27 protein-coding genes and 2 pseudogenes are annotated in these 24,712 nt (G+C 72.1%); 18 read left to right on the top strand and 11 right to left on the bottom strand.

The features are described 5' to 3' along the window. Positions 1-336 precede the first annotated feature (336 nt). Together AB0I71_RS21940 and AB0I71_RS21935 are read left to right on the top strand one after the other, a co-directional pair. Positions 337-657: pseudogene (locus tag AB0I71_RS21940) on the top strand (PA domain-containing protein); the annotation flags it as partial. Continuing rightward, positions 646-1,455 (top strand): annotated as a pseudogene (locus AB0I71_RS21935) (M20/M25/M40 family metallo-hydrolase); the annotation flags it as partial. The pseudogenes AB0I71_RS21940 and AB0I71_RS21935, both read left to right, overlap by 12 nt. A gap of 187 nt (positions 1,456-1,642) precedes the next feature. Here the strand turns inward: AB0I71_RS21935 and AB0I71_RS21930 are convergent. The 3 genes from AB0I71_RS21930 to AB0I71_RS21920 are packed head-to-tail and all read right to left on the bottom strand — an operon-like array spanning position 1,643 to position 4,058. Further along, positions 1,643-2,344, bottom strand: coding sequence for a hypothetical protein (locus AB0I71_RS21930; RefSeq protein WP_357587389.1), 702 nt, complete (start codon positions 2,342-2,344; stop codon positions 1,643-1,645). Beyond that, complete coding sequence (locus AB0I71_RS21925; protein ID WP_357587387.1) at positions 2,341-3,129, bottom strand: ABC transporter permease; 789 nt, start codon at positions 3,127-3,129, stop codon at positions 2,341-2,343. Before AB0I71_RS21925 ends, AB0I71_RS21930 begins: the two co-directional genes overlap by 4 nt. Further along, positions 3,126-4,058, bottom strand: coding sequence for an ATP-binding cassette domain-containing protein (locus AB0I71_RS21920; RefSeq protein WP_357587385.1), 933 nt, complete (start codon positions 4,056-4,058; stop codon positions 3,126-3,128). Before AB0I71_RS21920 ends, AB0I71_RS21925 begins: the two co-directional genes overlap by 4 nt. 133 nt (positions 4,059-4,191) lie before the next feature. Between AB0I71_RS21920 and AB0I71_RS21915 the strand changes: the two genes are divergently transcribed. The 3 genes from AB0I71_RS21915 to AB0I71_RS21905 all read left to right on the top strand — a co-directional run bounded on the left by AB0I71_RS21915 (position 4,192) and on the right by AB0I71_RS21905 (position 6,868). Then, complete coding sequence (locus tag AB0I71_RS21915; RefSeq protein WP_357587383.1) at positions 4,192-5,436, top strand: histidine kinase; 1,245 nt, start codon at positions 4,192-4,194, stop codon at positions 5,434-5,436. Positions 5,437-5,534: 98 nt separating this feature from the next. Next, complete coding sequence (locus tag AB0I71_RS21910) at positions 5,535-6,242, top strand: response regulator transcription factor (protein WP_357587500.1); 708 nt, start codon at positions 5,535-5,537, stop codon at positions 6,240-6,242. 92 nt (positions 6,243-6,334) lie between these two features. Next, the gene (locus AB0I71_RS21905; protein ID WP_357587381.1) at positions 6,335-6,868 is read left to right on the top strand and encodes a hypothetical protein; all 534 of its coding nucleotides are present in this window, start codon (positions 6,335-6,337) and stop codon (positions 6,866-6,868) included. A 92-nt stretch (positions 6,869-6,960) separates the two neighbouring features. Here AB0I71_RS21905 and AB0I71_RS21900 read toward each other — a convergent pair whose 3' ends face one another. Next, on the bottom strand, positions 6,961-7,749 hold the full coding sequence (locus AB0I71_RS21900; protein WP_357587379.1) for a D-Ala-D-Ala carboxypeptidase family metallohydrolase: 789 nt from the start codon (positions 7,747-7,749) through the stop codon (positions 6,961-6,963). A gap of 302 nt (positions 7,750-8,051) precedes the next feature. Between AB0I71_RS21900 and AB0I71_RS21895 the strand changes: the two genes are divergently transcribed. Together AB0I71_RS21895 and AB0I71_RS21890 are read left to right on the top strand one after the other, a co-directional pair. Beyond that, positions 8,052-8,681, top strand: a complete 630-nt coding sequence (locus tag AB0I71_RS21895; RefSeq protein ID WP_357587376.1) for a hypothetical protein — start codon at positions 8,052-8,054, stop codon at positions 8,679-8,681. A 19-nt stretch (positions 8,682-8,700) separates the two neighbouring features. Next, positions 8,701-9,165 carry a PPOX class F420-dependent oxidoreductase gene (locus AB0I71_RS21890; RefSeq protein WP_357587374.1) on the top strand — a complete coding sequence of 155 codons (465 nt, stop codon included), beginning with the start codon at positions 8,701-8,703 and terminating at the stop codon, positions 9,163-9,165. Positions 9,166-9,205: 40 nt separating this feature from the next. Here the strand turns inward: AB0I71_RS21890 and AB0I71_RS21885 are convergent, their stop codons facing one another. The 3 genes from AB0I71_RS21885 to AB0I71_RS21875 all read right to left on the bottom strand — a co-directional run bounded on the left by AB0I71_RS21885 (position 9,206) and on the right by AB0I71_RS21875 (position 12,679). Further along, positions 9,206-10,567, bottom strand: a complete 1,362-nt coding sequence (locus AB0I71_RS21885) for a M20/M25/M40 family metallo-hydrolase (RefSeq protein WP_357587372.1) — start codon at positions 10,565-10,567, stop codon at positions 9,206-9,208. Positions 10,568-10,755: 188 nt separating this feature from the next. Continuing rightward, positions 10,756-11,400 (bottom strand): NAD(P)H-binding protein, encoded by a 645-nt coding sequence (locus AB0I71_RS21880; protein ID WP_357587370.1) that lies wholly within the window; start codon positions 11,398-11,400, stop codon positions 10,756-10,758. A gap of 46 nt (positions 11,401-11,446) precedes the next feature. Then, positions 11,447-12,679: a serine hydrolase domain-containing protein gene (locus AB0I71_RS21875; RefSeq protein WP_357587368.1), complete on the bottom strand. Its 1,233-nt coding sequence runs from the start codon at positions 12,677-12,679 to the stop codon at positions 11,447-11,449. 72 nt (positions 12,680-12,751) lie between these two features. Here AB0I71_RS21875 and AB0I71_RS21870 point away from each other — a divergent pair, with 72 nt between their 5' ends. The 6 genes from AB0I71_RS21870 (at position 12,752) to AB0I71_RS21845 (ending at position 16,281) form a co-directional block, all read left to right on the top strand. Further along, on the top strand, positions 12,752-13,348 hold the full coding sequence (locus AB0I71_RS21870) for a pentapeptide repeat-containing protein (protein ID WP_357587366.1): 597 nt from the start codon (positions 12,752-12,754) through the stop codon (positions 13,346-13,348). A 219-nt stretch (positions 13,349-13,567) separates the two neighbouring features. After that, complete coding sequence (locus tag AB0I71_RS21865) at positions 13,568-14,500, top strand: hypothetical protein (RefSeq protein WP_357587364.1); 933 nt, start codon at positions 13,568-13,570, stop codon at positions 14,498-14,500. A gap of 94 nt (positions 14,501-14,594) precedes the next feature. After that, positions 14,595-15,032, top strand: a complete 438-nt coding sequence (locus AB0I71_RS21860; RefSeq protein ID WP_357587362.1) for a nitroreductase family deazaflavin-dependent oxidoreductase — start codon at positions 14,595-14,597, stop codon at positions 15,030-15,032. A 22-nt stretch (positions 15,033-15,054) separates the two neighbouring features. Then, complete coding sequence (locus tag AB0I71_RS21855; RefSeq protein WP_357587360.1) at positions 15,055-15,402, top strand: DUF1330 domain-containing protein; 348 nt, start codon at positions 15,055-15,057, stop codon at positions 15,400-15,402. Positions 15,403-15,493: 91 nt separating this feature from the next. Beyond that, complete coding sequence (locus AB0I71_RS21850) at positions 15,494-15,808, top strand: hypothetical protein (protein ID WP_357587358.1); 315 nt, start codon at positions 15,494-15,496, stop codon at positions 15,806-15,808. Between the two features lie 191 nt (positions 15,809-15,999). Next, entirely contained in the window at positions 16,000-16,281 is a 282-nt protein-coding gene (locus AB0I71_RS21845; protein ID WP_357587356.1) for an adhesin, read from the top strand. Here the strand turns inward: AB0I71_RS21845 and AB0I71_RS21840 are convergent. Next, positions 16,265-17,284 carry a hypothetical protein gene (locus AB0I71_RS21840; protein ID WP_357587354.1) on the bottom strand — a complete coding sequence of 340 codons (1,020 nt, stop codon included), beginning with the start codon at positions 17,282-17,284 and terminating at the stop codon, positions 16,265-16,267. The genes AB0I71_RS21845 and AB0I71_RS21840 overlap by 17 nt on opposite strands. A gap of 94 nt (positions 17,285-17,378) precedes the next feature. Here AB0I71_RS21840 and AB0I71_RS21835 point away from each other — a divergent pair, with 94 nt between their 5' ends. Beyond that, the gene (locus tag AB0I71_RS21835) at positions 17,379-18,266 is read left to right on the top strand and encodes a sulfotransferase domain-containing protein (RefSeq protein ID WP_357587352.1); all 888 of its coding nucleotides are present in this window, start codon (positions 17,379-17,381) and stop codon (positions 18,264-18,266) included. A gap of 72 nt (positions 18,267-18,338) precedes the next feature. Here AB0I71_RS21835 and AB0I71_RS21830 read toward each other — a convergent pair whose 3' ends face one another. From AB0I71_RS21830 to AB0I71_RS21820, 3 genes are all read right to left on the bottom strand, one after another. After that, positions 18,339-18,881: a PepSY domain-containing protein gene (locus tag AB0I71_RS21830; RefSeq protein ID WP_357587350.1), complete on the bottom strand. Its 543-nt coding sequence runs from the start codon at positions 18,879-18,881 to the stop codon at positions 18,339-18,341. 122 nt (positions 18,882-19,003) lie between these two features. Continuing rightward, entirely contained in the window at positions 19,004-20,272 is a 1,269-nt protein-coding gene (locus tag AB0I71_RS21825; RefSeq protein WP_357587348.1) for a HAMP domain-containing sensor histidine kinase, read from the bottom strand. Next, entirely contained in the window at positions 20,269-20,964 is a 696-nt protein-coding gene (locus tag AB0I71_RS21820; protein WP_357587346.1) for a response regulator transcription factor, read from the bottom strand. The genes AB0I71_RS21825 and AB0I71_RS21820 overlap by 4 nt, the downstream gene beginning before the upstream one ends. Before the next feature lie 103 nt (positions 20,965-21,067). Here AB0I71_RS21820 and AB0I71_RS21815 point away from each other — a divergent pair, with 103 nt between their 5' ends. From AB0I71_RS21815 to AB0I71_RS21800, 4 genes are all read left to right on the top strand, one after another. Beyond that, positions 21,068-21,574 (top strand): septum formation initiator, encoded by a 507-nt coding sequence (locus AB0I71_RS21815; protein WP_357587344.1) that lies wholly within the window; start codon positions 21,068-21,070, stop codon positions 21,572-21,574. A 250-nt stretch (positions 21,575-21,824) separates the two neighbouring features. Beyond that, a complete protein-coding gene (locus AB0I71_RS21810; RefSeq protein ID WP_357587342.1) occupies positions 21,825-22,190 on the top strand; it encodes a hypothetical protein in 366 nt (121 codons plus the stop codon). Positions 22,191-22,432: 242 nt separating this feature from the next. Further along, complete coding sequence (locus AB0I71_RS21805) at positions 22,433-22,825, top strand: cupin domain-containing protein (RefSeq protein ID WP_357587340.1); 393 nt, start codon at positions 22,433-22,435, stop codon at positions 22,823-22,825. Between the two features lie 84 nt (positions 22,826-22,909). After that, positions 22,910-24,706, top strand: coding sequence for a glycoside hydrolase family 15 protein (locus AB0I71_RS21800; RefSeq protein WP_357587338.1), 1,797 nt, complete (start codon positions 22,910-22,912; stop codon positions 24,704-24,706). Positions 24,707-24,712: the final 6 nt, after the last annotated feature.

The following is a 24,712-nucleotide window of genomic DNA, read 5'->3' as shown; positions in this document are numbered from 1 at the left end:
GGCACGCTCCTGGGCACGACAGCGCTGGTAAGCCCGGCGTTGGCCAGCCCGAACAACAACTCGGCCAGCAAGCTGACAAAGGCGGTGACGGTCAAGGGGGTGCTCAAGCACCTCGACACCTTCCAGGCCATCGCCGACGCCAACGCCGGCACCCGCGCCTCCGGCACCCCGGGTTACGACGCCAGCGCCGACTACGTGGCCAAGCTGTTGAAGAAGGCCGGCTACCAGGTGACCCGGCAGCAGTTCGACTTCGCCTTCTACGAGGAGTTCGGCTCGTCGTTCGCCCAGGTGGCACCGAGCCCGACCACGTACACCGACGGCGTCGACTACGAGCTGATGGACTACTCCGGTGACGGCACGGCGGAGGGAGCGGTCGTCCCGGTCGACCTCGCCCTCGACCCGCCGCGCGCCTCGTCCTCCGGCTGCGAGGCGAGCGACTTCGCCGGCGTCGACGTGGCCGGCAAGGTCGCGCTGATGCAGCGGGGCACCTGCGCGTTCGGTGACAAGGTGGTAAACGCCGAGGCCGCCGGTGCCGTCGGCGCGATCATCATGAACCAGGGCAACGGTACGCCGGAGGCCAACGCGGATCGCTACGACCTGTTCGCCGGCACCCTCGGCACACCTGTCGGCATCCCGGCCGTCTCCGTGTCGTACTACAGCGGTGAGCAGTTCGCGGCCACCGCCGGCCTGGTGGTGCGGATCGAGGCCGACACCACCTCGGAGATCCGCAGCACCGAGAACGTCTTCGCGCAGACCCGGCACGGCCGCACCGACAACGTGGTCATGGCCGGCGCGCACCTCGACTCGGACCCGGCCGGGCCGGGTTACAACGACAACGCCACCGGCAGCGCGGCGCTGCTTGAGGTGGCGTTGCAGATGGCGAAGGTGAAGCCGAAGAACGCCGTCCGCTTCGCCTGGTGGGGCGCGGAGGAGGCGGGCCTGGTCGGCTCGCAGTACTACGTGGACAGTCTGACCGAGCAGCAGATCGCCGACATCGCCCTCTACCTCAACTTCGACATGGTCGGCTCGCCGAACTACGTGTTCGGGGTGTACGACGGTGACGACTCCGCCGAGCAGGGCGCGGGCCCGGGCCCGGAGGGTTCGGCGGAGATCGAGAAGGTGTTCGAGAAGTTCTTCGCCTCCCGCAAGCTGCCCACCGTGCCGTCGGACTTCACCGGTCGCTCGGACTACGGGCCGTTCATCGCCGCCGGTGTCGACATCCCGGCCGGCGGCCTGTTCACCGGTGCCGAAGGCGTCAAGACGGAAGCCGAGGTCGCGCTCTTCGGTGGGCTGGCCGGGGTCTCCTACGACCCCTGCTACCACCAGGCCTGCGACAGCCGTACGCCGGTCGCCGACGGCGCCGATGCCGCCACCTACAAGGCGTTGGGCAAGAAGTACCGGCTTCAGGGCAACGTGAACGTCTTCGCGCTCGACGTCAACGCCGACGCCATCGCCACCGCCGTGATCACGTTCGCGTACGACACCTCGAAGGTGAACGGCGTGACGACCCCCGGCAAGGGCAAGCACGGCCACGGCCACAAGCACGGCCACGGTCACAAGCACGGCCACGGCCACCACTGGAGGTAGCCGACCAGCAGCCTCGCCGGGCCGGACCCCCTGTCTGGGGTTCGGCCCGGCCGGGTCAGTCGGGCAGCGCGGCGCGGCGGGTCAGTCGGAAATGCTGTCGCTTGCCGTCGTCGCGGACCACCACCCCGTAGCGGGCCAGTTCCGCCCGCAGGTCGCGGGCCTCAGCGCTCCGGTCGTGCTCCAACGCCTCCCGCCGGGCCCGCAGCAGCGCGTCCGCACCGGCCGGCAAGCCGGGCAGGTCAGGCACCCAGAGCCGGTACGCCGCGCGATGCGGATCCGCCTCCGCCCACGGCCAGCCGTGCTCCCGGAAGGCCTCGGCCAGTTCCGTGGCCGGCAGGTCGCTGGACTGCCGGGCCAGCTCGGCGTCGTCCGCGTCGAGGAGCACCAGGTGCTTGCCGTCCACGTACACCGCCCGGGTGTCCCGCCTGTCGATCTCCCGATCGGAGTTGCCGTCACGCAACCGGACCCCGGTGCCGGACACCGTCACGCGTACCCGTTCGGCGGTGCCGATGGCGGCGATCACCAGCCCGACCAGGATGCCGACCCCGACCCCGCCGGGTAGCGCGTACCGGTCGGGCAGGCCGTCGACCGCTCGGAACAGGCCCTGCGCCGGAGCCCAGGGCAGGTCGGCCACCCAGCCCGCCCCGGCCACCAGCAACCCACCGAGCACGCCGCCGACCAGCGGGATCCCGCCCCAGAGCACGACCAGTTCGGTGACGCCGCCGCTGACCACTGTCGGCGTCCCGTACGCCCTCACGCCACCTCCCGTCGCATGGTGCGGACCATGCCGGCGACCAGTGGCACCACCAACCAGACCAGCAGCGACACCGCGAGGCGTTGCCACTGCCCGGCGGTCACCTCGGCGGTGAACAGCGGCTCCATGGTCCGCCCGGTGTCCAGCCACTCGGCCGCGCGGTTCAGCGGCCGGACCAGTTCCCCCACGATCGACCAGATGATCGGCAGCACCAGGTAGGTCACGATGGCCAGCGGAGTGTTCAGCAGCAGCAGCCCGAACCCCGCGCCCATCAGCACGCTCGCCACCTGGAACACCACCGAGTGCGCCACCAGGGCTCCCTCGATCCGCCAGGTGCCCGCGCCACCCGTGGCACCGGCGATCGCCGTGCCGGCGGCGGCGAACGCCAGGCTGCTCAGCACCGCCCCGAGCGCCGCGAGCACCACCGCGCCGAGCTTGGCGGTGATCACCCGCTCCCGCCGGGGCACCAGGGCGAACGTGGTGAGCGCGGTCCGCTGCGACCACTCACTGGTGATCGACAGGATGCCGAGCACCGGAAGGAGCACGCCGACCGGCAGCAGGGCGGTGGTGAAGAAGACTGTGAAGTTCTGCTCCGGCGCTTCGGCGTACACCAGCAGGAGCGCGACGATCACGGCGCTGACCAGGCCGATGGTGATCAGCAGCCAGCGGCCGGCCCGGGTGTCGACGAGTTTGCGCAGCTCCACCGCGGTCAGCCGGACCAGCGACGGCCGGTGTTCGCCCGAGCGGTGACCCGGGGTGACCTCTGGTGCGGTGCTGACGGTGGTCATCGGACGACCTCCCCGGTCGGTTCGGCGATTGTGGTGGCGGGCACGACAGGGCCCGACGCGGTGGCGGTCAGGGTGAGGAACAGCTGTTCCAGGCCACCGCCGCCGGCCGGACGCAGCTCGGTGAGGGCCACCCCGGCGGTCAGGGCGACCTCACCGACCGCGTCGGTGTCGGCACCGACCAACAGCCCCTCGGAACCCTCGCTGACCGTCAGGCCGGCCCGGTGCAGCGCGGCCCGCAACGCCGCACCGTCGCGGGCCCGCACCACGGTGCCGGCACCGGCCAGCAGTTCGTCCTTGCCTCCCTGGGCCACGATCCGGCCGCCCCCGATAACCACCAGCCGGTCCGCGACCGCCTCCACCTCGCGCAGCAGGTGGGAGGAGAGCAGCACGGTGCCGCCCCGGTCGGCGAAGTCCCGGAGCAGGCCACGCATCCAGAAGATGCCTTCCGGGTCCAGCCCGTTGGCCGGCTCGTCCAGGACCAGTACCCGGGGGTCGCCCAGCAGCGCGTTGGCCAGGCCGAGCCGCTGCCGCATGCCCAGCGAGTACGCCCGGACCCGCCGCCGGGCCGCGGCCGTGCCCAGCCCCACCCGGTCGAGCACCTCGCCGACCCGGCGCCGGTCGACGCCCATCGTCGAGGCGGCCACGGTCAGCGCCTCCCGGCCGGTCCGCCCGGCATGCTGGGCGGAGGCGTCCAGGAGCACACCGACGGTCCGGCCCGGATTGGGCAGTTGCCGGTACGGGCGCCCGTCGACGGTTGACGCACCGGAGGTCGGCGGGGTCAGCCCGCAGATCATTCGCATCGTGGTGGACTTGCCGGCCCCGTTGGGGCCAAGAAAACCGGTGACGGTGCCGGGCTCGCAGTGGAACGACACGTCCTCGACGGCGGTGTGCCGCCCGTACCGTTTGGTGAGCTGATGTACGGCGATCATGGTGCCAGCGTGTCCGAGCCGGCCGGCCATCCGCAGCGGCCATCGGTCTGCCGCTGCACAGACCAAGGTCGACGCCGAGGTCTCGACTTTGGTAGCTGGTCCGGTACCCGATGGGCTGCCTACCATTGCGCCTGTGACCAGCGCCGTCGTCCTCGATCACCCGGGTCTGCTGCCCGGGGCGCTGGACCCTGGGGTGGGCCGCCGGCCGCGGCGCACCACCCGCGACTGGCTCATCGACAGCCTCGCGTTCCTGGTCTCCCTGACCTGGGTGGTGCTGGCCAGCTTCGACGCCGCCTCCCCGAGTCCGACGTTCGCCGATCGGCTGCCGCACGAGTGGATGATCGTCGCGGACGGGTTCTTCGGCCTGGCCTGCACGGCGGCGCTCTGGTTGCGGCGTCGTTGGCCGGTGGGGGTGGCCCTGGCGACGCTGCCGTTGGCGATGTTCTCCATAGCCTCCAGCATCGCCCTGTTGATCATCTACTTCACGGTGGTGGTGCACCGTCGGACGGCTGTCGCTCTGGCCGTCACCGCCGCCGGGCTCTTCACCAACTTCTTCTTCGCCCTGCTGCGTCCCGATCCCGGCAGCCCGTACTGGATATCCACCCTCTGGGGTGTGGTGATCACCCTGCTGGTGCTGGCCTGGGGGATGTTCGTGCGGGCCCGTCGGCAGCTGGTGCTGTCACTGCGGGAGCGCGCCGAGCGGGCCGAGGCCGAGCAGCAGCTACGGGTCGCCCAGGCCCGGCAGTTGGAGCGCACCCGCATCGCCCGGGAGATGCACGACGTGCTCGCCCACCGCATCTCGCTGCTCAGCCTGCACGCCGGTGCACTTGAATTCCGCCCCGACGCGCCAGCTCAGGAGGTGGCCCGGGCCGCCGGGGTGATCCGGGGCAGCGCCCACGCCGCCCTCCAGGACCTGCGCGAGGTGATCGGCGTCCTGCGCGCCGAGACCTCGCTCTCCGACGACCCGGAACGCCCCCAGCCGACCCTCGACGACCTGCCCGCCCTGATCGCCGAGTCCCGGGCCGCCGGGACCCGCGTCGAGTTGCGGGAGCTTGTCTCCGCGCCGGACCGGCTGCCGGTGGCCGTGGGCCGCAGCGTCTACCGCATCGTGCAGGAGGGCCTCACCAACGCCCGCAAGCACGCCCACGGTGCCGCCGTCACCGTCGGCCTCAGCGGGGCGCCGGGGGACGGGCTACGCGTGGAGATCCGCAACCGTAGGCCGGTGGGAGAGCTGCCCGGGACGGTCATCCCAGGCTCCGGCACCGGCCTGGTCGGCATCGCCGAACGGGTCAGCCTCGCCGGTGGCCGGTTGGAGCACGGCTCTGACGAGCAGGGCGACTTCCGGCTGGCCGCGTGGCTGCCGTGGCCGGCGACGTGACCCCGGCCGCAGCCGAGGAGGATGGTGCGGCGCCGGCGGCAGCCGAGGAGGGCCGTACGGCGCCGACGGCAGCTGGCCCGGCCGAGGGGAGTGGTGCGGTGCCCGCGCCTGACGCGGGACGTGGCCCGGCGTCGGCGGCGGGCGAGGAGCGGTCGGTGCGGATCCTGATCGTGGACGACGACGCGCTGGTTCGCGCCGGACTGTCGATGATCCTCGGCGGTACGCCCGATCTTGAGGTGGTCGGTGAGGCGGCCGACGGCACCGAGGTTGTCCGGGCGGTCGCCGCGTGCCGGCCGGACGTGGTGCTGATGGACATCCGGATGCCCCGGATGGACGGGCTGGCCGCCACCGAGGCGTTGCGTGCGCTGCCTCAGCCGCCGGAGGTGCTCGTGCTGACCACCTTCGACGCCGACGAGCACGTACTGCGGGCGCTGCGGGCCGGTGCCGGTGGGTTCCTGCTGAAGGACACCCCGCCGGTGGAGATCGTGCGGGCGGTGCGCCGGGTGGCGGCCGGCGAGGCGACGCTGTCGCCGACGGTCACCCGGACCCTCATCGAGCACGTCACGGCGGGCCCGGTGGCGGACCCGCGTCGGGACCGGGCCGCGCGGTTGATCGAGGGTCTGACGGAGCGGGAACGGGCCGTCGCCGTGGCCCTGGGCATGGGGCGCACAAACGCCGAGATCGCCGCCGAGCTGTACATGAGCGTGGCCACCGTCAAGGCGTACGTCTCCCGACTGCTGACCCGTCTCGGACTCAACAACCGGGTGCAGGTGGCCCTGCTCGTACACGACGCCGGGCTCGTCTGAAACCGGTTTGAACCATCCCGCTTCGGTGGCCGTACCACTGCCCGAGGTGCGGTGCTCAAGCGCACCGCTACCGGAGCTGCGGGAGGTCTGCCGTGCGAGTTGATGAGCAGTCGACGGATCCCATCGATCAGATTCTGGGCGAGTTGCCGGTCCCGACGCCGTTGACCCCTGAGGACGTCCGGCTGGCCGTCCGGGCGGTGGTCGTGCACGCGGCCGAGGAGTGGCCGTCCGGGGCGCTGTGCCGCAACGATGGTGCCCGGTTCCCCTGCCGGCTGCATCGGTGGGGTCGGCGGGTACTGCTGAACCACGGGCTCAACGAGCGACAGCTCGACGCCCTGATCCGGCACGGAAATCCGTTCGTGCACGTGCCGTTCCCGTTCCTGATCAACGGGCCGTCGGCGGGACGTACTCCCGCCGCGCGTCCGGCGGGCACCGACCGCGCCGCCGGTTACCCGCCCCGGGCCCCCGGTCATCCGACCCGACCCGACCGCGCTGCCGGGTACCCGGCTCGTGGCCCGGCACCCCGGGTGGCCGCCCCGGCTGCGCGTACCGGCGTCCGGGCACCCGGCTCCGGCCGGCCGGTGGCACCCCCCGCCACCGCGCCGCGCTGGCCGCGGGCGAGCTGAGAGGGGTTCGCCCGCCGGCGGTACGACGCCGGCCCGGAGCGCGAGGTCATTCCCCGCCCGCGCCCGGGCCGGCGTCGCGATGCGCCGTGCGCTCAGCGGTTTCCGGCGGGGATTCCGCAGGCTGGTGCCGCCCAGTAGGTGTGGTTCGTACTGCGGTCCTGGTTGTTCTCCCGCCGCGAGTCCACGTGGACGTGGCTGTTGTGGCCGGAGACGCCGGGCCCGATGATGCCGCTGAAGCCGTGGTTACGTGCCTGGCGGGCGACCTGGCACAGCGACTTGTCGTTCGAGATGAGGTCGGCGGCGTTGCCGTAGAGGTGCTGGCTGTCCGACGCACCGCCGACCCGGCTGTTGCAGCTGCGGCTGCGGAACCCGCTGGTCACGATCAGCGGGTCGTCGCCGAGGCTCTTGCGCAGCGCCTCCAACTTCCACATGGTGCGGAGCGCGTTCTGGCGGGTCTGCGTGGTGCTCAGCGGGCCGCCGTCCCACCCGCTGCCGCCGCAGCCGTCGTCCATCTCGCTGTAGCTGAAGTGCCGGGGCGTGCAGTTGTCGTCCTGGATCTGGTAGAGCTTCCGGAAGGTCTGGGGTCCGGCGATCCCGTCGACTCTGATGCCGTAGGCGGCCTGGAAGCGGCGCACCGCGGCGGCGGTCTTCGGCCCGTACCGTCCGTCGAGTTCCACGACGTTGTTGTTGCCGGCCCAGCCGGCGATTCGTAGTTGCAGCTCACGTACGTCGCTGCCGGAGCGCCCCTGATAGAGGGTGCGGTTCCAGGTGTAGCAGCCGTCGGCATGGGCCGCTGGCGCGGCGACCACCGAGGCGATCGCAGCGCCCGGCAGGGCCAGGGCGAGGGCGACGACTGCCCGTTTCAAGGTGTGTACGCGCACAGAAGTCCTCCCGATAGGAGAGTGAATGGGGTGGCAGCCGGGACTTCGACCGGGTCGTCCCGTGGATCCACCCTCGCACCGGAGCAGCCGATTGGAGGGGATTAACGAGAATTGTCCTCACAATTCGCCATGCCTGAGCATTGCCTGGGAATTAGGGCTGTTTGCGAAACAGGCAATCGGTGCTGCGGCGTCGTAGCGAAGCCAATTCGGCGCGGAAGGTCGCAACCGGTGCCACGGAGGGTGATGTTCTCCGAGCCGACGGGCCCGGTAACGTCAGCGCCGGCGACGACGGGGAGGTGGGCGTGGCGCGCGGTGGCATCTTCTGTGTCGAGGGGCAGTGGCACCGCGATCTCAACGAGCGCGGATCCGTGCTGCCCACCCTGGAACTCCTCGAACGGCTGGGCAAGGTCCGCTTCATCCACAAGGACGCGGCCACCCGGGACGAGTTGTTCTACTTCATCGACCGCTGGCTGCTGAAGCAGTACGCCGACCACCGGCTCGGCTTCTTCGCCATGCACGGCGAGCCGAACCGGCTGTGCCTCACCGACTGGCACTCGGTGGAACTCACCGAGGTGGCCGAGCTGATGGCCGGGCGCTGCGAGGGGCGACGCCTCTACTTCGGCAGCTGTTCGGTTCTGCGCGCTCCCGAGACCGTGCTGCGGGACTTTCTCGACGTCACAGGTGCCGCGTTGATCTGCGGCTTCACCCGCGAGGTGGACTGGGTCGAGTCGGCGGCGTTCGAGACCGTCCTGCTCGACGTGCTCGCCAACGGCCGCCGGCACAACGCCGCCGAGCTGCGGATGGGATCGGCGCACTGGGCGCCGCTCGCGTCCTACCTGGGCTTCCGGATCATCTACGCCAACGGCCGGGCCTGGCGACCGTCGATGCGCCCCCGGGTGCCCAGCCAGCCGTCCGCCGGTCAGCACGCCTGAGTGCTGATAGAAACGAGCGATGTCACCCACGATCGCTCGTAACACCCGGGTAGACCGGGACGAACTTCTCGACTTCCTCCGCCCCCGGCACCGGGTGGTGCTGATGACCACCCGCGCCGACGGCCGGCCGCAGTCCTCACCGGTCACCGCCGGGGTGGACGCCGAGGGGCGGTTGGTGATCTCCAGCTACCCGGAGCGCGCCAAGGTCGCCAACATCCGCCGCGACCCCCGGGTGTCGGCCTGTGTGCTCTCCGACGACTGGAACGGCCCGTGGGTGCAAATCGACGGGGACGCCGAGGTGCTCGACCTGCCCGAAGCCCTCGAACCACTTGTCGAGTACTTCCGGGGCATCTCCGGTGAGCACCCGGACTGGGACGAGTACCGGCAGGCGATGCGGCGCCAGGGCAAGTCGCTGATCAGGATCACCATCACCGGGTGGGGCCCGATCGCGACCGGGGGCTTCCCGGCCCGACTGGCCGAGTGACGCGGGCGGGGCGCGGCGAACTGCCGCGCCCCGCCGACGATCAGCGCCGGGCCGTCGCGTACGTGGCGCAGCCGATCAGTTCCATCGACACCTGGAGCCGTTCCAGGCTGATGTTCTTGGCGATGGTGTCCTCCGGGCTGTGGTACGGCGGCTCCAGCAGCGCCGGTGACTCCTCACCACGCCAGGAGAAGTTCGCGCTGGCGATGCCGACCTCCTGGAACGACTGGTGGTCGCTGGCACCGCGCTGGGTGACCGGTGAGATCTGGGGCTCGTAGCCGAGCCGCCGGGCGGCGGCCGCGACCTCGTCGGTGGCCCGGTTGCTCTCCCCGGTGAACGACAACAGCCAGTAACGGGTCGCCGGGTCCCAACTGGTGGCGACCATGTCGTTCTGGTAGACGGCGAGGATCCGGTCCCGCTCCGGCTGCGGCAGCTGGGCCACGTAGTAGCGGGAACCGATGAGCCCCTGTTCCTCCGAGCCCCACAGGGCGAACCGCACCGTGGCGTTGATCGGCACCGCCTTCAGCACCCGGGCCAGTTCCAGGCAGAGCACGGTGCCCGAGCCGTCGTCGTTGGCCCCCGGTGCGCCGATGACCGAGTCGTAGTGGGCGCTGACCATGACGACCGGGCCGTCGGCACCCGCCCGACCACGCCGTTCAGCCAACACGTTGTGCGAGGTCAACCCCCGGTGTGCGGTGGTGGCGATGGTCAGGGTGAGCGGGCCGGCGGCCAGCAACGCGCGCAGCCGGTGCTTCTGTGCCTGGGCCACCCCGACGACCGGGATCGGCAGCGGCGCGGCGGCGGAACCGGGCAGCGTGGGGGAGAACGCCGACGCCCGACGGGGCTCCACCAGGTCGGCCGGCAGGAAGACCACTGCCGCCGCCCCGGCCGCCACGGCGGTCGCGGCGAGCTGCTCGCGCTGGGCCGCGACATAGTCGACGAGCACGATCCGGCCGCTGACGTCGGCCGGGTAGTCGCCGGGCGTACCCGCACCGACGTCGACCACGGATGCGGTGATCCTGGTGTCCAGCGCGGCCTGCCCGCTCGCCCCGGCCTGCCAGTTCAGGTCCCGGGGCAGCCCGGACGGCGAGCTGAGCTGGGCGAGGAACTTGTCGGCCACCGGGAAGGGTTGCAGGGTGGTGTCGTAGCACAGCTTGTCGAGCTGGCCGGCGATGTAGTGCGCCGCCCGGCGCTCCGAGTCGGTGCCGCCGATACGGGGGCCGATGTCCTCGGAGAGCACCTTCAGATGTTGCAGGGCGCGCTTCGCCGACAGTTGGGCCACGACGACCCGGTCCTGCGGGGTGAGGGCCGGGGGCCGGTGCGCGCCCGGGCGCTGGCCGTCGGCCGCCCAGGCCGGGGCGGGCAGCGCCACGGTGGCGGCGCCACCGAGTGCGACGGTCAACATCCGTCGCCGGTTGAGCAAGCCTGATCCAGTGGAGCGGGACGATTCGTGCGGGGATGTCACGGTGTCGTCGAGCGAAGCCAAGACGGCGCCCTCCTGATTCGAGGTCCGACCCGCGCGTCAGGGGTGTGACGCCCGGATCACAGAGACTCGAATCTATCCGGTGAGCTGCCGTTACTCAAGATCAGAGATCAGTACGCGGCGGTGAAGCGCATGTTCCGGAAGCGCCCGTTCTCGATCTCGTCGACCACCGCGACCGCCAGATCCTCGTAGCTGAGGACGCTGCGGCCCTGCGCGTCGGTCACCGGCTCGTCGGTGCCGGTGCGGTACCGGCCGGTGCGCTCGCCCGGGTGAAACTCCAGTGGCGGTGGCGAGAGATACGTCCAGGTCACCCCGTCGGCCGAGGAGCGGTAGAGGTCCAGGGCCTCCGCCTGCCCCAGCGCGGCGTCGCGGTACTCGGCGGGAAAGTCCGGGTCGTCCAGCAGTCGGGTACCCGCCGGGCTGAGCAGGGTGGCACCGCCGCCGACGTGGATCACCCGGGGGGCCGCCGGCATCCCGCGCAACGCGTCGAGCACGGCCCGCGCCGCGTCGGGCCACAGCGAACGGCTGCCGCCGCCGATCGCCAGAACCAGCGCGTCCGCCTCCGGTGCCAGCTCCCGCACGCTGCGCTCACTTGTCGCGTCCCCGGTGACGACCCGAACCCCGGCCGGCAGGTACGGCGCGTCCGCCTCGGGGCGACGTACCGCGGCCACCACCCGGTGACCACGGTCGAACGCTTCCCTGACGATCCGCGAACCCGCGGTGCCGCCCGCACCGAACACGACGACGTTTACCACGCCTCCCAGGCTAGGCAGGAGAAGTCGTGAGCGTCGGCGGAACCGGTCAGTCGACGAGCGCCGAGTAGACAAGTTGGCGCAGCTGCGGCCGGATGGGCCAGGTGCTCGACGGCATCAGCTGGGTGAAGAACATGGCGGTGATCTCCTCGACCGGGTCGACCCAGAACGCGGTGCTGGCCACGCCGCCCCAGTAGTACTCACCGACGCTGCTCGGTACCCGGCTCGGTACGGGGTCGTCGACGACCGCGAAGCCGAGGCCGAACCCGATGCCGTCGAGGTTGGTCTCGGCGAACCCGCCGGTGGACAGGGTGCCCAGGTCCTGCCCGCCGGGCAGGTGGTTGCGAGCCATGAACCGCACCGTGCGGGGACCGAGCAGCCGCGTGCCGTCCAGCTCGCCGCCACGCAGCAGCAGTTGGGTGAAACGGTGGTAGTCGGCGGCCGACGAGATCAGCCCACCGCCGCCGGAGAGCAGCACCGGCTTCTCATACGCCAGCGCGCCGAGCGCGTCGTGACGCACCGCGCGACCGGACGCCGGGTCCGGCACGTACAGGGCGGCCAGCCGCTCGGCGTCGGCGCCCTCGACGTGCCAGCGGGTGTCGGCCATACCCAGCGGGCGCAGGATCCGTTCGGTCAGGAAGGTGTCCAGGCTCTGTCCGGAGACCACCTCGATCAGCCGGCCGAGCACGTCGGTGGCGACCGAGTAGCCCCAGGCGGTGCCGGGCTGGAACAGCAGCGGCAGCTCACCGAAGACCCGGCAGGCCTCGGCCAGGTCGACCTCGGCCGGCGGGTAGAGGTCGTACCCGGCGGCCCGGTACAGCCCGTCGACCACCGAGGTCTGCATGAAGCCGTAGGTCAGCCCGGCGGTGTGGGTGAGCAGGTGCCAGATCCGGATCGGTTCGATCGCCGGCACGGTGTACGGCTTGAGCGTCGAACCCTTCGAGTAGACCCGCATGTCGGCGAACTCGGGCAGCCAGCGCCCGATCTCGTCGGTCAGCTCGAAGCGGCCCTGCTCCCAGAGCATCATCGCCGCGACCGAGGTGATCGGTTTGGTCATGGAGTAGATCCGCCAGAGGGTGTCCGGCTGCACCGGCGTGCCGGCCTCGCGGTCCCGCAGCCCGTACGTCGAACTGTGCGCGATCTCGCCGCGCCGGGTGACCACCGCCTGCCAGCCGGCCAACCGGCCGGCGTCGACGTAACCGGCGAAGTGTTCGTCGATCCGGGCCAGCCGCGCCGGGTCGAATCCGACCTGCTTCGCCTCGATGCTGGGTGCCATGCTCACCACTGGGAACCTACCGGCCGGTACGCGAGGCGGGGAAGGTGTGTTGTCGGGGTCACTGGTTAGCCTCAGGGCATGCCGGAGCCGACCGAGGACGCCACCTTCCGCGACGAGGACTGGTACGCCGAGGATCTGGCCGACCGGCACTTCGTCAACTGCACCTTCCACCGGGTGGATCTCACCGAGGCGACCAGCCGGGGTGCCGTCTTCGAGGGCTGCACCTTCGGCGACGTGGCGTTCAACGTGTCCCGGCACACCGACTCGGCCTTCACCCGGTGCGTCTTCACCAGGTGCAACCTCTTCGAGGCGGAGTTCACCGGCTGCAAGCTGGTGGGCAGCACCTTCGACCGTTGCGACCTGCGGCCGCTGACGGTGGCCGGGGGCGACTGGTCGTTTCTCACACTCGCCGGTGGCGACCTGCGCGGAGCCCGGTTCACCGGCGTACGCATGCGCGAGACCGACCTGTCCGGGGCCGACCTGACGGGTGCGGCGCTGACCGGGTGCGACCTGTCCGACGTGCAGTGGCGCGAAGCCCGGCTGTCCGGTGCGGACCTGCGCGGCAGCGACCTGGCCGGGCTGGATCCGACCACTGTGCACCGCGCCGGGGCGGTCATCGACATGATGCAGGCGACGACCCTCGCCCGGGCCCTCGGCTTCGACATCCGGGACTGAACCGCCCGGACCATGGCCGGGTGGTGACGGACGGTCCTGCGCGACCGACCGGGCCGGGTGCCGCCACCGCAGACGGGGCCGCCTGTTCTGAGTCTCGCTGGCGACGGTCTGATGAGACGCGGCCTAGCGCGGAGGGTCCCGGCAATGCCAATGTGAGGCGTCCACGCATCCGGGTGGAGTGAGCCGGTGCGAGTCCGGTCCGGCAGAAGTGGAGAGTCGGTGGCGGAGGAGAACCCCCCACGGGCAACTCGCGGCGGGGCCGCACGGCACCGCGTACCGGCGACGGGACAGCCTCCCGGCCAGGACCGTGCGACCCGGGCTGCCCGCCGGCTCGCCCGAGCCCGCAGGCGTCGCCGCTGGGCCGTGGAGGGGGTCGCCGCCCTGGCCGGGCTGCTGGCCCTGGTCGGGTACGTGCACTGGTGGTCGGAGCCGAAACGGGAGCAGCAGGCCGAGCCGGACGGCCTGCCCGCGGTGGTCGGGCGCCCGAGCCTGCCCAGCAACGGGCCCACCGCACCGGCGGTGCCCGGGCTGCGGCCCCGGGAGCGTCCACCGAGCCCCAGCCCGGTCCCTACGCCCAGCCCCACCTCCGCCACCCCGTCCGGAGAATCGGTGCTGCTCACCGTCGATCGGACGGACATCCCGGCGACGGTGGACCTGACCGAGGTGGGCGACCGCGACTGGGTGCACTGGGGGCTGGGCGGTGCCGGGACGACGGTGCGCAAGCGTGACGGCTCCGCCGAGATCCGGGACCTGGGCGGTCGGGGTGAGCGGGGCGGCTGGGACGGCAACCAGGAGTTGTTCCGGTGGCGCGACGGGGCGCCGGTGCGGTCCACCGAGACCACGCCCGACGGGGTCTACACCTGCGGGGCGGGCAGCGGCTTCAGCCTCGCGGTGGTGGCCGACGGTCAACCGCGCACCGCCACCGTCTACCTGGGCGTGTGGATGGCCCGGGGCCGGTTGGAGGCGCGGCTGAGCGGCGGCGGACCGAGCCGCACCCTGCGGCTGGAGGAACGGCACACCAGTCAGTCCACCGGCGCGACCATCCGGTTCCAGGCGCCGAAGGGCACCCGGCTGCTGCTCAGCTGGACGGTGGAGGAGAGCTTCACCCCGCACTGCGGCAACGTCGGCCTACAGGCGGTCGCGTTACGCTGACCGGTGTCCCGAGAGCACCGCGGCCGTTGCCCGGCCGGCGGTCCGGTTCGGCAGTAGCCTGGGCGACGACCGTCCCACGAGACCGGAGGACTTGATGACCACGGACGAAGGGGTGCTGGACAGCCCCACGAACTGGGTGGCCGAGCACATCAACCGGTACGTCGAGACCGACGGTGCCGAGGGGCACGAGTGGCGATCGGGCGTCTTCACGCTGCTGCTGACCACCCGTGGTCGGCGCAGTGGCGCGCTACGACGCACCGCGTTGATCTACGGCCGGTCCGGTGACGCGTACGCGGTGGTCGCCTCCCAGGGCGGTGCCCCGCAACACCCGGCCTGGTATCTCAACCTGTTGGACGAACCGCAGGTCCAGGTGCAGGTCGGTGCCGATCGGTTCACCGCCCGGGCGCGGGTCGCCTCGCCCGAGGAGAAGGCGCGGCTCTGGCCGGTCATGACCGGCATCTGGCCGGCGTACGACGACTACCAGGCGAAGACCGACCGGGACATCCCGGTGGTGCTGCTCGAACGCGACTGACGACACACGGGGAGGACGAGCGATGCCCGCTTTCGCGCTGGCGCACCTGCGGAACCCGCAGGTCAACGAGGATATTCTGACCTACCTGGAGCGGATCCAGGCCACGCTGGAGCCCTTCGGTGGCCGGTTCGTGGTGCACGGCCCGGAGGTGGACGTACGCGAGGGCGAGTGGCCGGGCAGCGTGGTCATCCTCGAGTTCCCCGACCGGCAGCAGGCGCACGCCTGGTACGACTCGCCGGCGTACCAGGAGATCCTGCCGCTGCGCACGCGGCACATCGACGCCACGGCGATCATCTTCGACGGGGTGGGCCCGGGCTACGATCCCGGCCAGACCGCTGCGGCACTGCGGGCGCAGGCGGCCGCCGGCTGAGTCCTCGGGACAGTTTGTCCGTCACCCCGGGTCGATCGAGTCGTAACGTCCTGCTGTCCGTGTTCGACCGTCCTGTGTGGAGGTCAGGCCGATGAACAGCAGCAGTACCGTCCGTTCCTCCCCGCCCACCGGCAAGCGGACCGGGGTGGGGCTGCGGGATATTCCCCTGCCGCCGTACGTGACCGCCGAGGATGCCCAGTTCGCCGTACGGGCCGTCGTGGTGCACGCGCCCCGGAACTGGTCGGGGGGGACCGTCTGCCGCAACGACGCCAGCCCGCATCCGTGCCGGCTGCACCGGTGGGGCACCCGGGTGCTCGCGTTGCGTGGCCTGCACGACGCCGACATCGCCGCACTCATCGAACGAGGTGATCCCGCCGCCCCGCTGCCGCCCCGGTCGCCGGCCTGAGCAAGGTGGGCGACGCAACCGGTACGGATACCCGCGCAGCGGGTCTTCACGCCTCGTATCGCGCTGACATCGCTCTATTTGACGGACGCCTCGACGGCGGGCACCGTGGAGGGCTGGAGGGGCCTTGAGCTGCCCCGATGTGGCGGGGATGGCACCGCCCGGGAGCCCAGAAGACCACGAGGAGTCCCACCATGCTCACGATGACCGACAACGCCGTCCTGGTGATCCGTGATCTCGCCGCGCAACAGGACGTCTCCGAGGGCGGTGGCGTACGCATCGCCGCAGACACCACGGCCGGCTCGCTCACCGTCGAGCTGGTTCCCGCACCGGTCGAGGGCGACCACGTGGTCGACAACCAGGGTGCCCGGATCTTCCTCGACTCCGACGCGGCCGACCTGCTCGGTGACGCCTCGGTCGACGCGACGGTCGACGACGAGGGCGTCGTGCAGTTCGGATTCACCGAGAAGGAGTAGCGCGGGCGGGCCGGGTCAACGCGTCAAGTACGTGGGCCAGATGGTGCGAGGTGCTCCACGCCATCCAGTTGGTTGCCGAGCCCGCCCCGGCGCCGCGCCGGGCCCGACGCGAGATCTCCTGGTCGCCCCAGGAGAAGCTGGCGCCCGTCGCCGGCCAGTGCGGCGCCGACATCAGCGTGCGGCACAGGTCGGCGACCCGCTGGTCGCCCTGGCCCCGGCGTCGCGACCAGCGGTGGATCCACCAGGCGCCGTTGCCGGTGTAGGTGACCGTCAGGTGCCTGTCGACTGTCGGCTGGGTCGGGATCGCGGCGGGGGTGACGCCGTAGTCGCCGAAGGCGACGCCCAGATCGGTAAGCCGTTGCCAGAGCAGCCAGTCCCAGCGCTCCACCCGCACCGGCTCGTCGATGGGCAGTCGGGACAGGGTCGGCGGCATGCCACCGGCCACCACACTCACCGAACGCCAGGCGTGCCGCCGGGACCAGTCCAGCATCCGCCGCACCCGGGGCTCGGCCAGCCGGACGTCCGCCGGGCAGCACACGTCACCGCAGTCGACGACCAGGTCGCACTGCTCAGGTCCCAGCCGTGCGTGCCGCCCGATCCGCTCCACCGCCGTGGTGGTGGCGTCGGGGCCGGCCCGGTCCTGGCGGAGCCGTAGGCGCACCACGGCCCGCTGGGTGTGCGCGCGGGCGGTGGCGCCGAGCGCCGCCAGCCGCCCCGCATCGTCCGTCAGGCCGATCACCGGTACCAGCGGTACGCCCCAGCGGAGCAAAGCGGCTGCCGTCGTGTCGGGCAGGGTGCCGATGTCGACAGCGGGGAGCAGCCCGGGCGGCAGTCGGGTCAGGGAGTCGATGACGGTTCTGTCGACTTCGGACAGTTGCAGGATCGGGCTGAGCATCGGGGCGAGGGCGTCGTCGAGGTGGCCGAGCGCCTCCAGTTCCCCGCGCCGTGCGGCGAGGACGGGACGGTAGACCGGCTCCTCCGCCCGACCTCCGGGGGCGGGCATCATAATTCAGAGTAGCCAGACGATTACCCACCTCCCAGGGCGGGACAGCGGGAATTCACCGGACAGGTGTCAGCTCCCCGACTATCCTCGCGCGGTGTCTGACACACCGACCCGGTACCGGTCCGCCGACGAGGACAGCGCCCGCTGGCAGGGCTTTCCGCTCCGCCCGGGGGACATCGTGATCAGCACCCGGTCCAAGAGCGGGACGACCTGGATGCAGATGATCTGTGCCCTGCTCGTGCTGCGTACGCCGGAGCTGCCGGCACCACTGATCGAGCTGTCGCCCTGGCTCGACTGGTTGGTCGAGCCGCAGGAGCAGGTGTACGCGCGGCTGGCCGCTCAGCGGCACCGTCGCTTCATCAAGACCCACACCCCGCTGGACGGGGTGCCGAGCGATCCCCGGGTGCACTACGTGGTGGTGGCTCGCCATCCGCTCGACATGGCGGTCTCGCTGCACCACCAGGGTGCCAACCTGGACCGCGCCCGGCTCGCCGAGTTGACCGGCCAGCCCGCGCCGCCGGGGCCGGCCAGCCCTCGGCCGCCGGTCGAGCGGGCGCTCGTACGCTGGATCGACGCGGATCCGGATCCGCACGCCGAACTGGACTCGCTGCCGGGTGTCATGTGGCATCTACGCGACGCCTGGGCCCGCCGGCACCTGCCGAACGTGCACCTCGTCCACTACGACGACCTCCGGGCCGACCTGTCCGGGCAGATGCGGCGCCTGGCCGAGCGGCTGGGCCTCGAACCTCCCGGACCCGATCTGGTGGAGGCGGCCACCTTCGCCCGGATGCGGGCCCGCGCCGACCGGCTCGCTCCCGACTCCGCCGGAGTCCTGAAGGACCGCAACGCCTTCTTCCGCAGCGGTCGGTCCGGTCAGGGCAACGCGCTGCTCGACGAGACGACGCGGGCCCGCTACCACTCCCGGGTCGCCGCCCTGGCGCCGCCGGACCTGCTGGCCTGGCTGCACCGCGCCGAGGCGTGAACGCCGGCACCCCCGGGGCGGGATGCCGCTCCGGGGGTGCCGCCGGGCCGTCACCGGCCCGAGGAGTTCGGGTCAGTCGTCGTCCCGGTCGTCATCGTCGTCATCGTCATCGTCATCGTCATCGTCATCGTCGTCGTCCACCGGCTCCTGCTCGGCCTTGACGATCTCGCCGGACTGCCGGTCGATGTCGATTTCGTGCTCGGTGCCGCCGTTGACGATCTCGATCTCCCAGACGTCCCGGCCGTCCTCCCGGTCCCGGTCGGTCTCGGTGATCCGCCCGCCACCGGCATGCGCCAGCGCGATCTCGCCGGCCCGCTCCCGGCTCACCGCGTCGCCCTCCGTGGACGGCTGGCTCTGCCCCGTCGGAACGGCTGTCGGGTCGGCGGTGGTGGTCACGGTGGGCTCGGCCGTGGTGGTGCCGCTCGGGTCGGCGGTCGTGGCCCCGGTGGTGTCGTCGGGAACACCTGCGGTCGTCGGGGCGGCGGTCGCTGCGGTCAGGGTGGTCTGCCGCGCCCGGTTGTCGTCCGCCGCCGCGACGCCGAGGAACACCCCGGCCACCGCGAGCACCGCCGCCGCACCGCCGACCGACGCCAGGATCAGGGGGTTGCGCTTCATCGTCTGCACCTCTCCTCGGTTGTTGCATCGAGGATCGGTCGTGCCGTGATAGCGGCGCGCTGTCCGAACCCTAAGCCCCGGTTAAGACCAGTTCGATCCTGAGAAGTGACGATGTCGGAGCGTCACGCCCGGCCGAGCCGAAGCGTCACTTCGGCCCCGCCGCCGGGCCGCTCACCCAACTCCAGCCGGCCGCCGCTGGCCTGGGCCGCCCGGCGGGCGATGTCCAGCCCGAGGCCGGTCGACCCGGCCTGGCTCGCTCCCCGGCGCACCGAGTCGGCGGTGATGCCCGGGCCCTCGTCGGCGACGGTCAGGACCACCTGATCGCCGAGGGCGCGGAGCCGGACGGCGAACGGGGTGCCGTCCGGGGTGTGCGCGAAGACGTTGCCGAGCAGGGCGTCCACCGCGGCGGCCAACTCGTCGGCCGCAATGCCGACCGGAACCGGGCCGGGTGCCAGGTCGAGGTCGACCGCGCGCCCGGTCTCCTCCGCCAGCACCGACCAGAAGGCGACCCGGTCCGCCACGGTGGCCACGGCGTCGGCGACCACCGCGCCGTCGGTGGGGGTACGCCAGCGGGCCTGCCGGATCAGGCCGGTGACCGCCCGTTCGAGTCCGTCCACCGCGTCTATCACCCGGGCGGCGTCCTGCGGGTCGCGCAGCGACTCGGCCTCCAGGCGCAGGGCGGTCAGCGGCGTACGTAGCCGGTGCGACAGGTCGGCGACCTGCTCCCGCTCCTGCACCAGCAACTCCTGGATCCGGCCGGCCAGATGGTTGAGGGCGCCGCCCACCTCGCGCAGCTCCTCCGGCCCCGAGGGGCTCACCCGCGCGTCCAGCTCGGCGTTGGCCAGCCGGTGCGAGACCTCGGACAGCTCGCCGATCGGGCGGACGAGGGTGCGGGCCAGCCGGTCGGCGACCGCCAGGGCGATGAGCACCAGCAGCATTCCGAGCAGGGCCAGCACCAGCCAGGCGCGACCCACCCCGGCATTCATCTCCGCCTGCGGCACGACGGTGCGGATCACGGCGGTACCGTCCGCGCGGCCCTGCACCGCGATGACCACCTCCCGGCCCTCGGCCGTCTCGGCGGTGAGGCTCTGCCCGCGCCCGGCCAACTCCACAGCCGGGGTGCGGGTCGGGTCCGAACCAAGCACCGTGCCGTCGGGCAGGAACACGCTCACCGGCCGGGCCGATTCGGCGGCGAGCTGTTCGACGGTCAGCCGTACGGTCTCGGCGTCGGCGGTGCCGACCACGGAGGCGAGGCTCTGCGCGTCGGCGGTGGCCCGCACCGTCGCCCGGTCCTCGGCGGCGGTGCGCAGCAGCAACGCCAGTGGCACCAGGAAAGCGATCACGATGAGGACGCTGACCGAGGCGACCAGCAGTGCCAGGCGCGCCCTCACCCGCCGACCTCCGGGGTGACCAGCCGCACCCCGACCCCGCGTACCGTGTGCAGGTAGCGCGGCTGCTGGGCGCTCTCGCCGAGTTTGCGGCGCAGCCAGGACAGGTGCACGTCGACGGTCTTGTCCGCTCCGCCGTAAGGGATCTGCCACACCTCGGTCAGCAACTCCCGCTTGGTCACCACCTCGCCGACGCGGGTGGCCAGATGCCGCAACAGGTCGAACTCGCGCGGGGTCAGTTCGACGGGCTCGCCGTCGAGGCTGACCTGCCGGGACCGGGGGTCGATCCGCAGCCCACCGACCACCACCGTCGGATCCTCCTCGGCCGGTCCGCCTGGTCCCCGGCGCAGCACCGCGCGTATCCGCGCGTCGAGCTGACCGGCGGTGAACGGTTTGACCACGTAGTCGTCCGCCCCCGCGTCGAGTACCCGGACGATCTCCCGCTCGTCGTCGCGGGCGGTGGCCACGATGACCGGGACGGCACTGACCGCCCGCAGCATCCGCAGCAGCTCGCGGCCATCGAGGTCGGGCAGGCCGAGGTCGAGTACGACGAGGTCGGGGCGGTCGTCGAGGGCGTCCCGCAGCCCGGTCATCGCGGTGGAGGCGGCGGCCACGGCGTGTCCCCGCTCGCGCAGCGCGCGCACCAGCGGGGTACGGATGGTCAGGTCGTCCTCGATCAGCAGCAGGCGGGCCACAGCAGGCAGGGTATCTCCGGCGATCGTCGCCGGCCGGGTCCGTTAACCGTCCCTTAGCGTTGCCCGAAGGTCTCCCCAACCGACGATCGGGGATAGTCGGGTGATGGGCCGTCGAACCTTCCTCGCCGTGGCCGGCTGGCTGGCCACCGCGGTCGTCGCCACCCTGATCGGGCTCGCCGCGATCCGGTTGGTAGGTGAGAGCCTGACCGGGACGCCGGGCGGGGTCCGCAGCCAGGAGGAGATCGCCCGCGCGCTCGCCGAGCCGGTGCCGACCGGCACCACGGCGCCCGGCGGCGCACCGACCGGTGCCCCTACGCCCGGCACCGACCCGGGCGGATCGCCGTCGAGCCCGGTGTCGCCGGCCGGTCCGAGCGTCGAGCCGGGCAACCGGCGCAGCTTCTCCACGGTGGGGGGCAGTGCGGTGGCCGAGTGCCGGCCGGGTGGCGTGTACCTCGTCTCCTGGTCGCCCCGGCAGGACTACCGGGTCGACGACGTCGATCGTGGCCCGGACGACGACGCGGACGTGACGTTCGTCGGCCCGAGTGGCGAGTACGAGCTTGCGGTGCGGTGCGTGGACGGGGTGCCCGTCCTCGACCCCGACGACGACTGAGACCCGGCATTTTCGCGCGTCGTCGCAGGTCAACGCAGTGATCAACAGGTTCCTGTGTCCTTGATCGGACAGCCGTCCGGCTAGCTGCCGACAGGGAACGCGACATACGTTCGAAGCGCAAAGGGGGCTGATCGGCGCTGATCCCCCTTTAGCCACCGCAAACAACTCAACACGCCAGGGCCGCTCGGCCGGGCTGGGAAGGAGTGCGATGTCCAGCGCGAGAGCCAGGAGCAGAGGTGGGCCCCAACCGGTGCCGGGGGACGAGGCCACGGCCCGCGCCGAGGCCGAACACACCACCTGCGCCGGCGCCGGCATGCCATTGACCGCGAGAGTCCTGTTCGCCGTGGTCGATGCCGACGGCCTCCTGGTCCGAGGGCTGGGTGCGGCGGCGGCGAACCGGTTGCAGACCGGGATGTACCAGGTGGTCTTCGACCAGGACGTGACGGGTGCCAGCCTGGTCGGCACCGTCGGGCTCGTGGGCAGTTCCGGGCTGGCCCCCGCCGGCCAGATCGCGGTGGCCGGCCGTACCGGAATTCCGAACGCCGTCTTCGTGACCACCTTCGACGGTGCCGGGTCGGCCGCCGACCGACCCTTCCACCTGGCCGTGCTCTGCTGAGCACCCCGCCGCGCACGAGCGCGCGGCGCCGTTGACCCGAGGGTCGAAACCGCGCCGCGCTCGGCCGTCTCCCACCGCCGCAGCCGTACGGCGGTACGTCAGCGGGGACCTGGCATGACCGGTCTGACCGGTCGCTGGTGTCGATCCCCGAACGGCATCGGTCCAAACCCTCAGGCGGTGGTCAATTCCACCATCTGCAAAGCACGGCGTGGCCCGGCCCGCAATGGGGTATGTGTCGGAGCATGGAGCACTTCACTATCGCGACCGTCGCCGAGAAGAGCCCGGACTTCCGGCGGGTGCTGTGGACCGGGAAGCACACCCAGTTGGTGATCATGACGATCCCACCCGGCGGTGAGATCGGTGAGGAGGTCCATGAGGACATCGACCAGATCCTGACCTTCGTCAGCGGCACCGGTGAGGCGCAGGTGGCCGGTGAGAAGCGCGAGGTGGTGCAGGGCGACCTGGTGGTCGTACCGGCCGGCACCCGGCACAACTTCGTCAACACCGGCCCGAACCCGCTGGTGCTCTACACCGTCTACGGGCCGCCGGAGCACGCCGACCAGGCCGTCCACCACACCAAGGAGGAGGCCGACGCCGCCGAGGAAGCCGGCGAGGACGAGCCGCCGACCTCCTGACCCGTTCGCCGGCCCGGCCCGGCCGGGCCGGCGGACACCCGCGCGGGGCGTGATGAGCCCCGGAATCCCGGGTACGCCGACCGGATGCAGCAGCCGGCGATCTCCGACTACGGGTACCTCTCCGACTGCCGCTCAGGCGCGCTGGTCAGCCGGTCCGGCTCGATCGACTGGTGGTGCCCGAACCGGTTCGACTCGCCCTCGGTCTTCGGTCGGCTGCTCGACCCGGACGGCGGTCACTGGCGGCTGGCGCCGGCGGCCGTGGGGCAGCCCGGGCACCGGGTGCAGCGCGCGTACCAGCCGGACACGCTGATCCTGCGCACCGTGCACCACACCCCGGAGGGAAGCGTCGTGGTCACCGACGCTCTCGCCGCCGAGGTGGGTGCCCGCGCCCACGACTTCGGCATGCGCTCGCCAGCCGTGCTGCTGCGCGTGGTCGAGGGACTGTCCGGCCGGGTACCGATGGTGCTGGACTACCGTCCCCGACCGGAGTACGGCCTGCTCACCCCGTACCTGCGGGAACTGCCCGACGGTGCGGTGGCGGCCGCGGCGGGCCCGGTGGAGCTGGTGCTGCGCTGCGACGGGCTGCCCCTACGCGCCGAGCACGACCGGGTGCGGCACACCTTCACCGTCGACGAGGGGCAGGTGCTCGGCTTCGACCTGGCCTACGCGCCGGCGTACGGCGATCCACCGGCCCGGCTGGATCCGGTCCGGACCCTGGCGGACACGGTGCTGGCCTGGCAGGCGTTCCGCGAGAGTCACCGGTACGACGGTCGCTATCCCGAGATGGTGCGGCACAGTGCCACGGTCCTCACCGGCCTCACGTACGCGCGCAGCGGCGCGGTCGCCGCGGCACCGACCACCTCGCTGCCGGAACGGATCGGCGGCGACCGCAACTACGACTACCGCTTCTGCTGGCTGCGGGACTTCGCCATGACGATGCGGGCCCTGTGGGTGGCGGCCTGCCCGACCGAGGCGTCCCGCCTGTTCGACTGGGCGGCCCGCTCGATCGGCCGGGTCGGCCCCGATCCGGTGCCCGTGCTGTTCGGGCTGGAGGGGGAACGGGACGTCTCCGAGCACCCCTGTCCCCACCTGCTCGGTTACCACGGCAGCGGGCCGGTGCGCATCGGCAACGACGCCTGGCGGCAGCGGCAGCTCGACGTGCCGGGCGAGGTCATCTCGGCGGTCTGGCGGTTACGCGACTACCTCGGCGACCAGCTCGCGGACGAGCTGCGCGACATGGTGCTCGGTCTCACCGAGCAGGTGGCGGCCACCTGGCGACTGCCCGACCGGGGGATCTGGGAACCGCGCGACCGTGAACGGCACTACCTGTCGTCCAAGGTGCTCTGCTGGGTGGCGATGGACCGGGCGGTGCGGCTGGCTCCGCAGCTCGGGGGGCAGGCGGACGTCCGGCGCTGGGCCGGCATCCGGGACGAGATCCGGGCCACGGTGCTCCGGGACGGTTTCGACGAGCGCCTGGGCGTGTTCACCGGTGCCTTCGGGTCGCCGGAGCTGGACGCCGCGGCCCTGTACCTGCCGGTGGTGGGCTTCCTGCCGGCCACCGACCCACGGATGCGGGCGACCATCGAGGCGGTCGAGCGGGAACTCGGCGGCGCGGACGGCTTGATCCACCGCTGGGACACGGACCCGGCCGGCTTCGTGCTCTGTTCGTTCTGGCTGGTGGAGTGCCTGGTGCTGGCCGGCGAACGGGAGCGGGCCGGCCGGCTGTTCGAGCGGATCAGCGGGCACGCCAACGACGTCGGGCTGTTCAGCGAGCAGATCGATCCGGCCAGCGGGGCGCACCTGGGCAACATGCCCCAGGCGTTGTCCCACATCGGCCAGGTCAACGCCGCGTGGCGGCTGACCGAGCCCACCGCCGAATGACCTGCA

The sequence above is a fragment of the Micromonospora sp. NPDC049891 genome (assembly GCF_040660295.1).
Classification (GTDB): Bacteria; Actinomycetota; Actinomycetes; order Mycobacteriales; family Micromonosporaceae; genus Micromonospora.
Note: the sequence above shows the minus strand (reverse complement) of the source record. Positions and strands in the feature narration are given on the sequence as shown.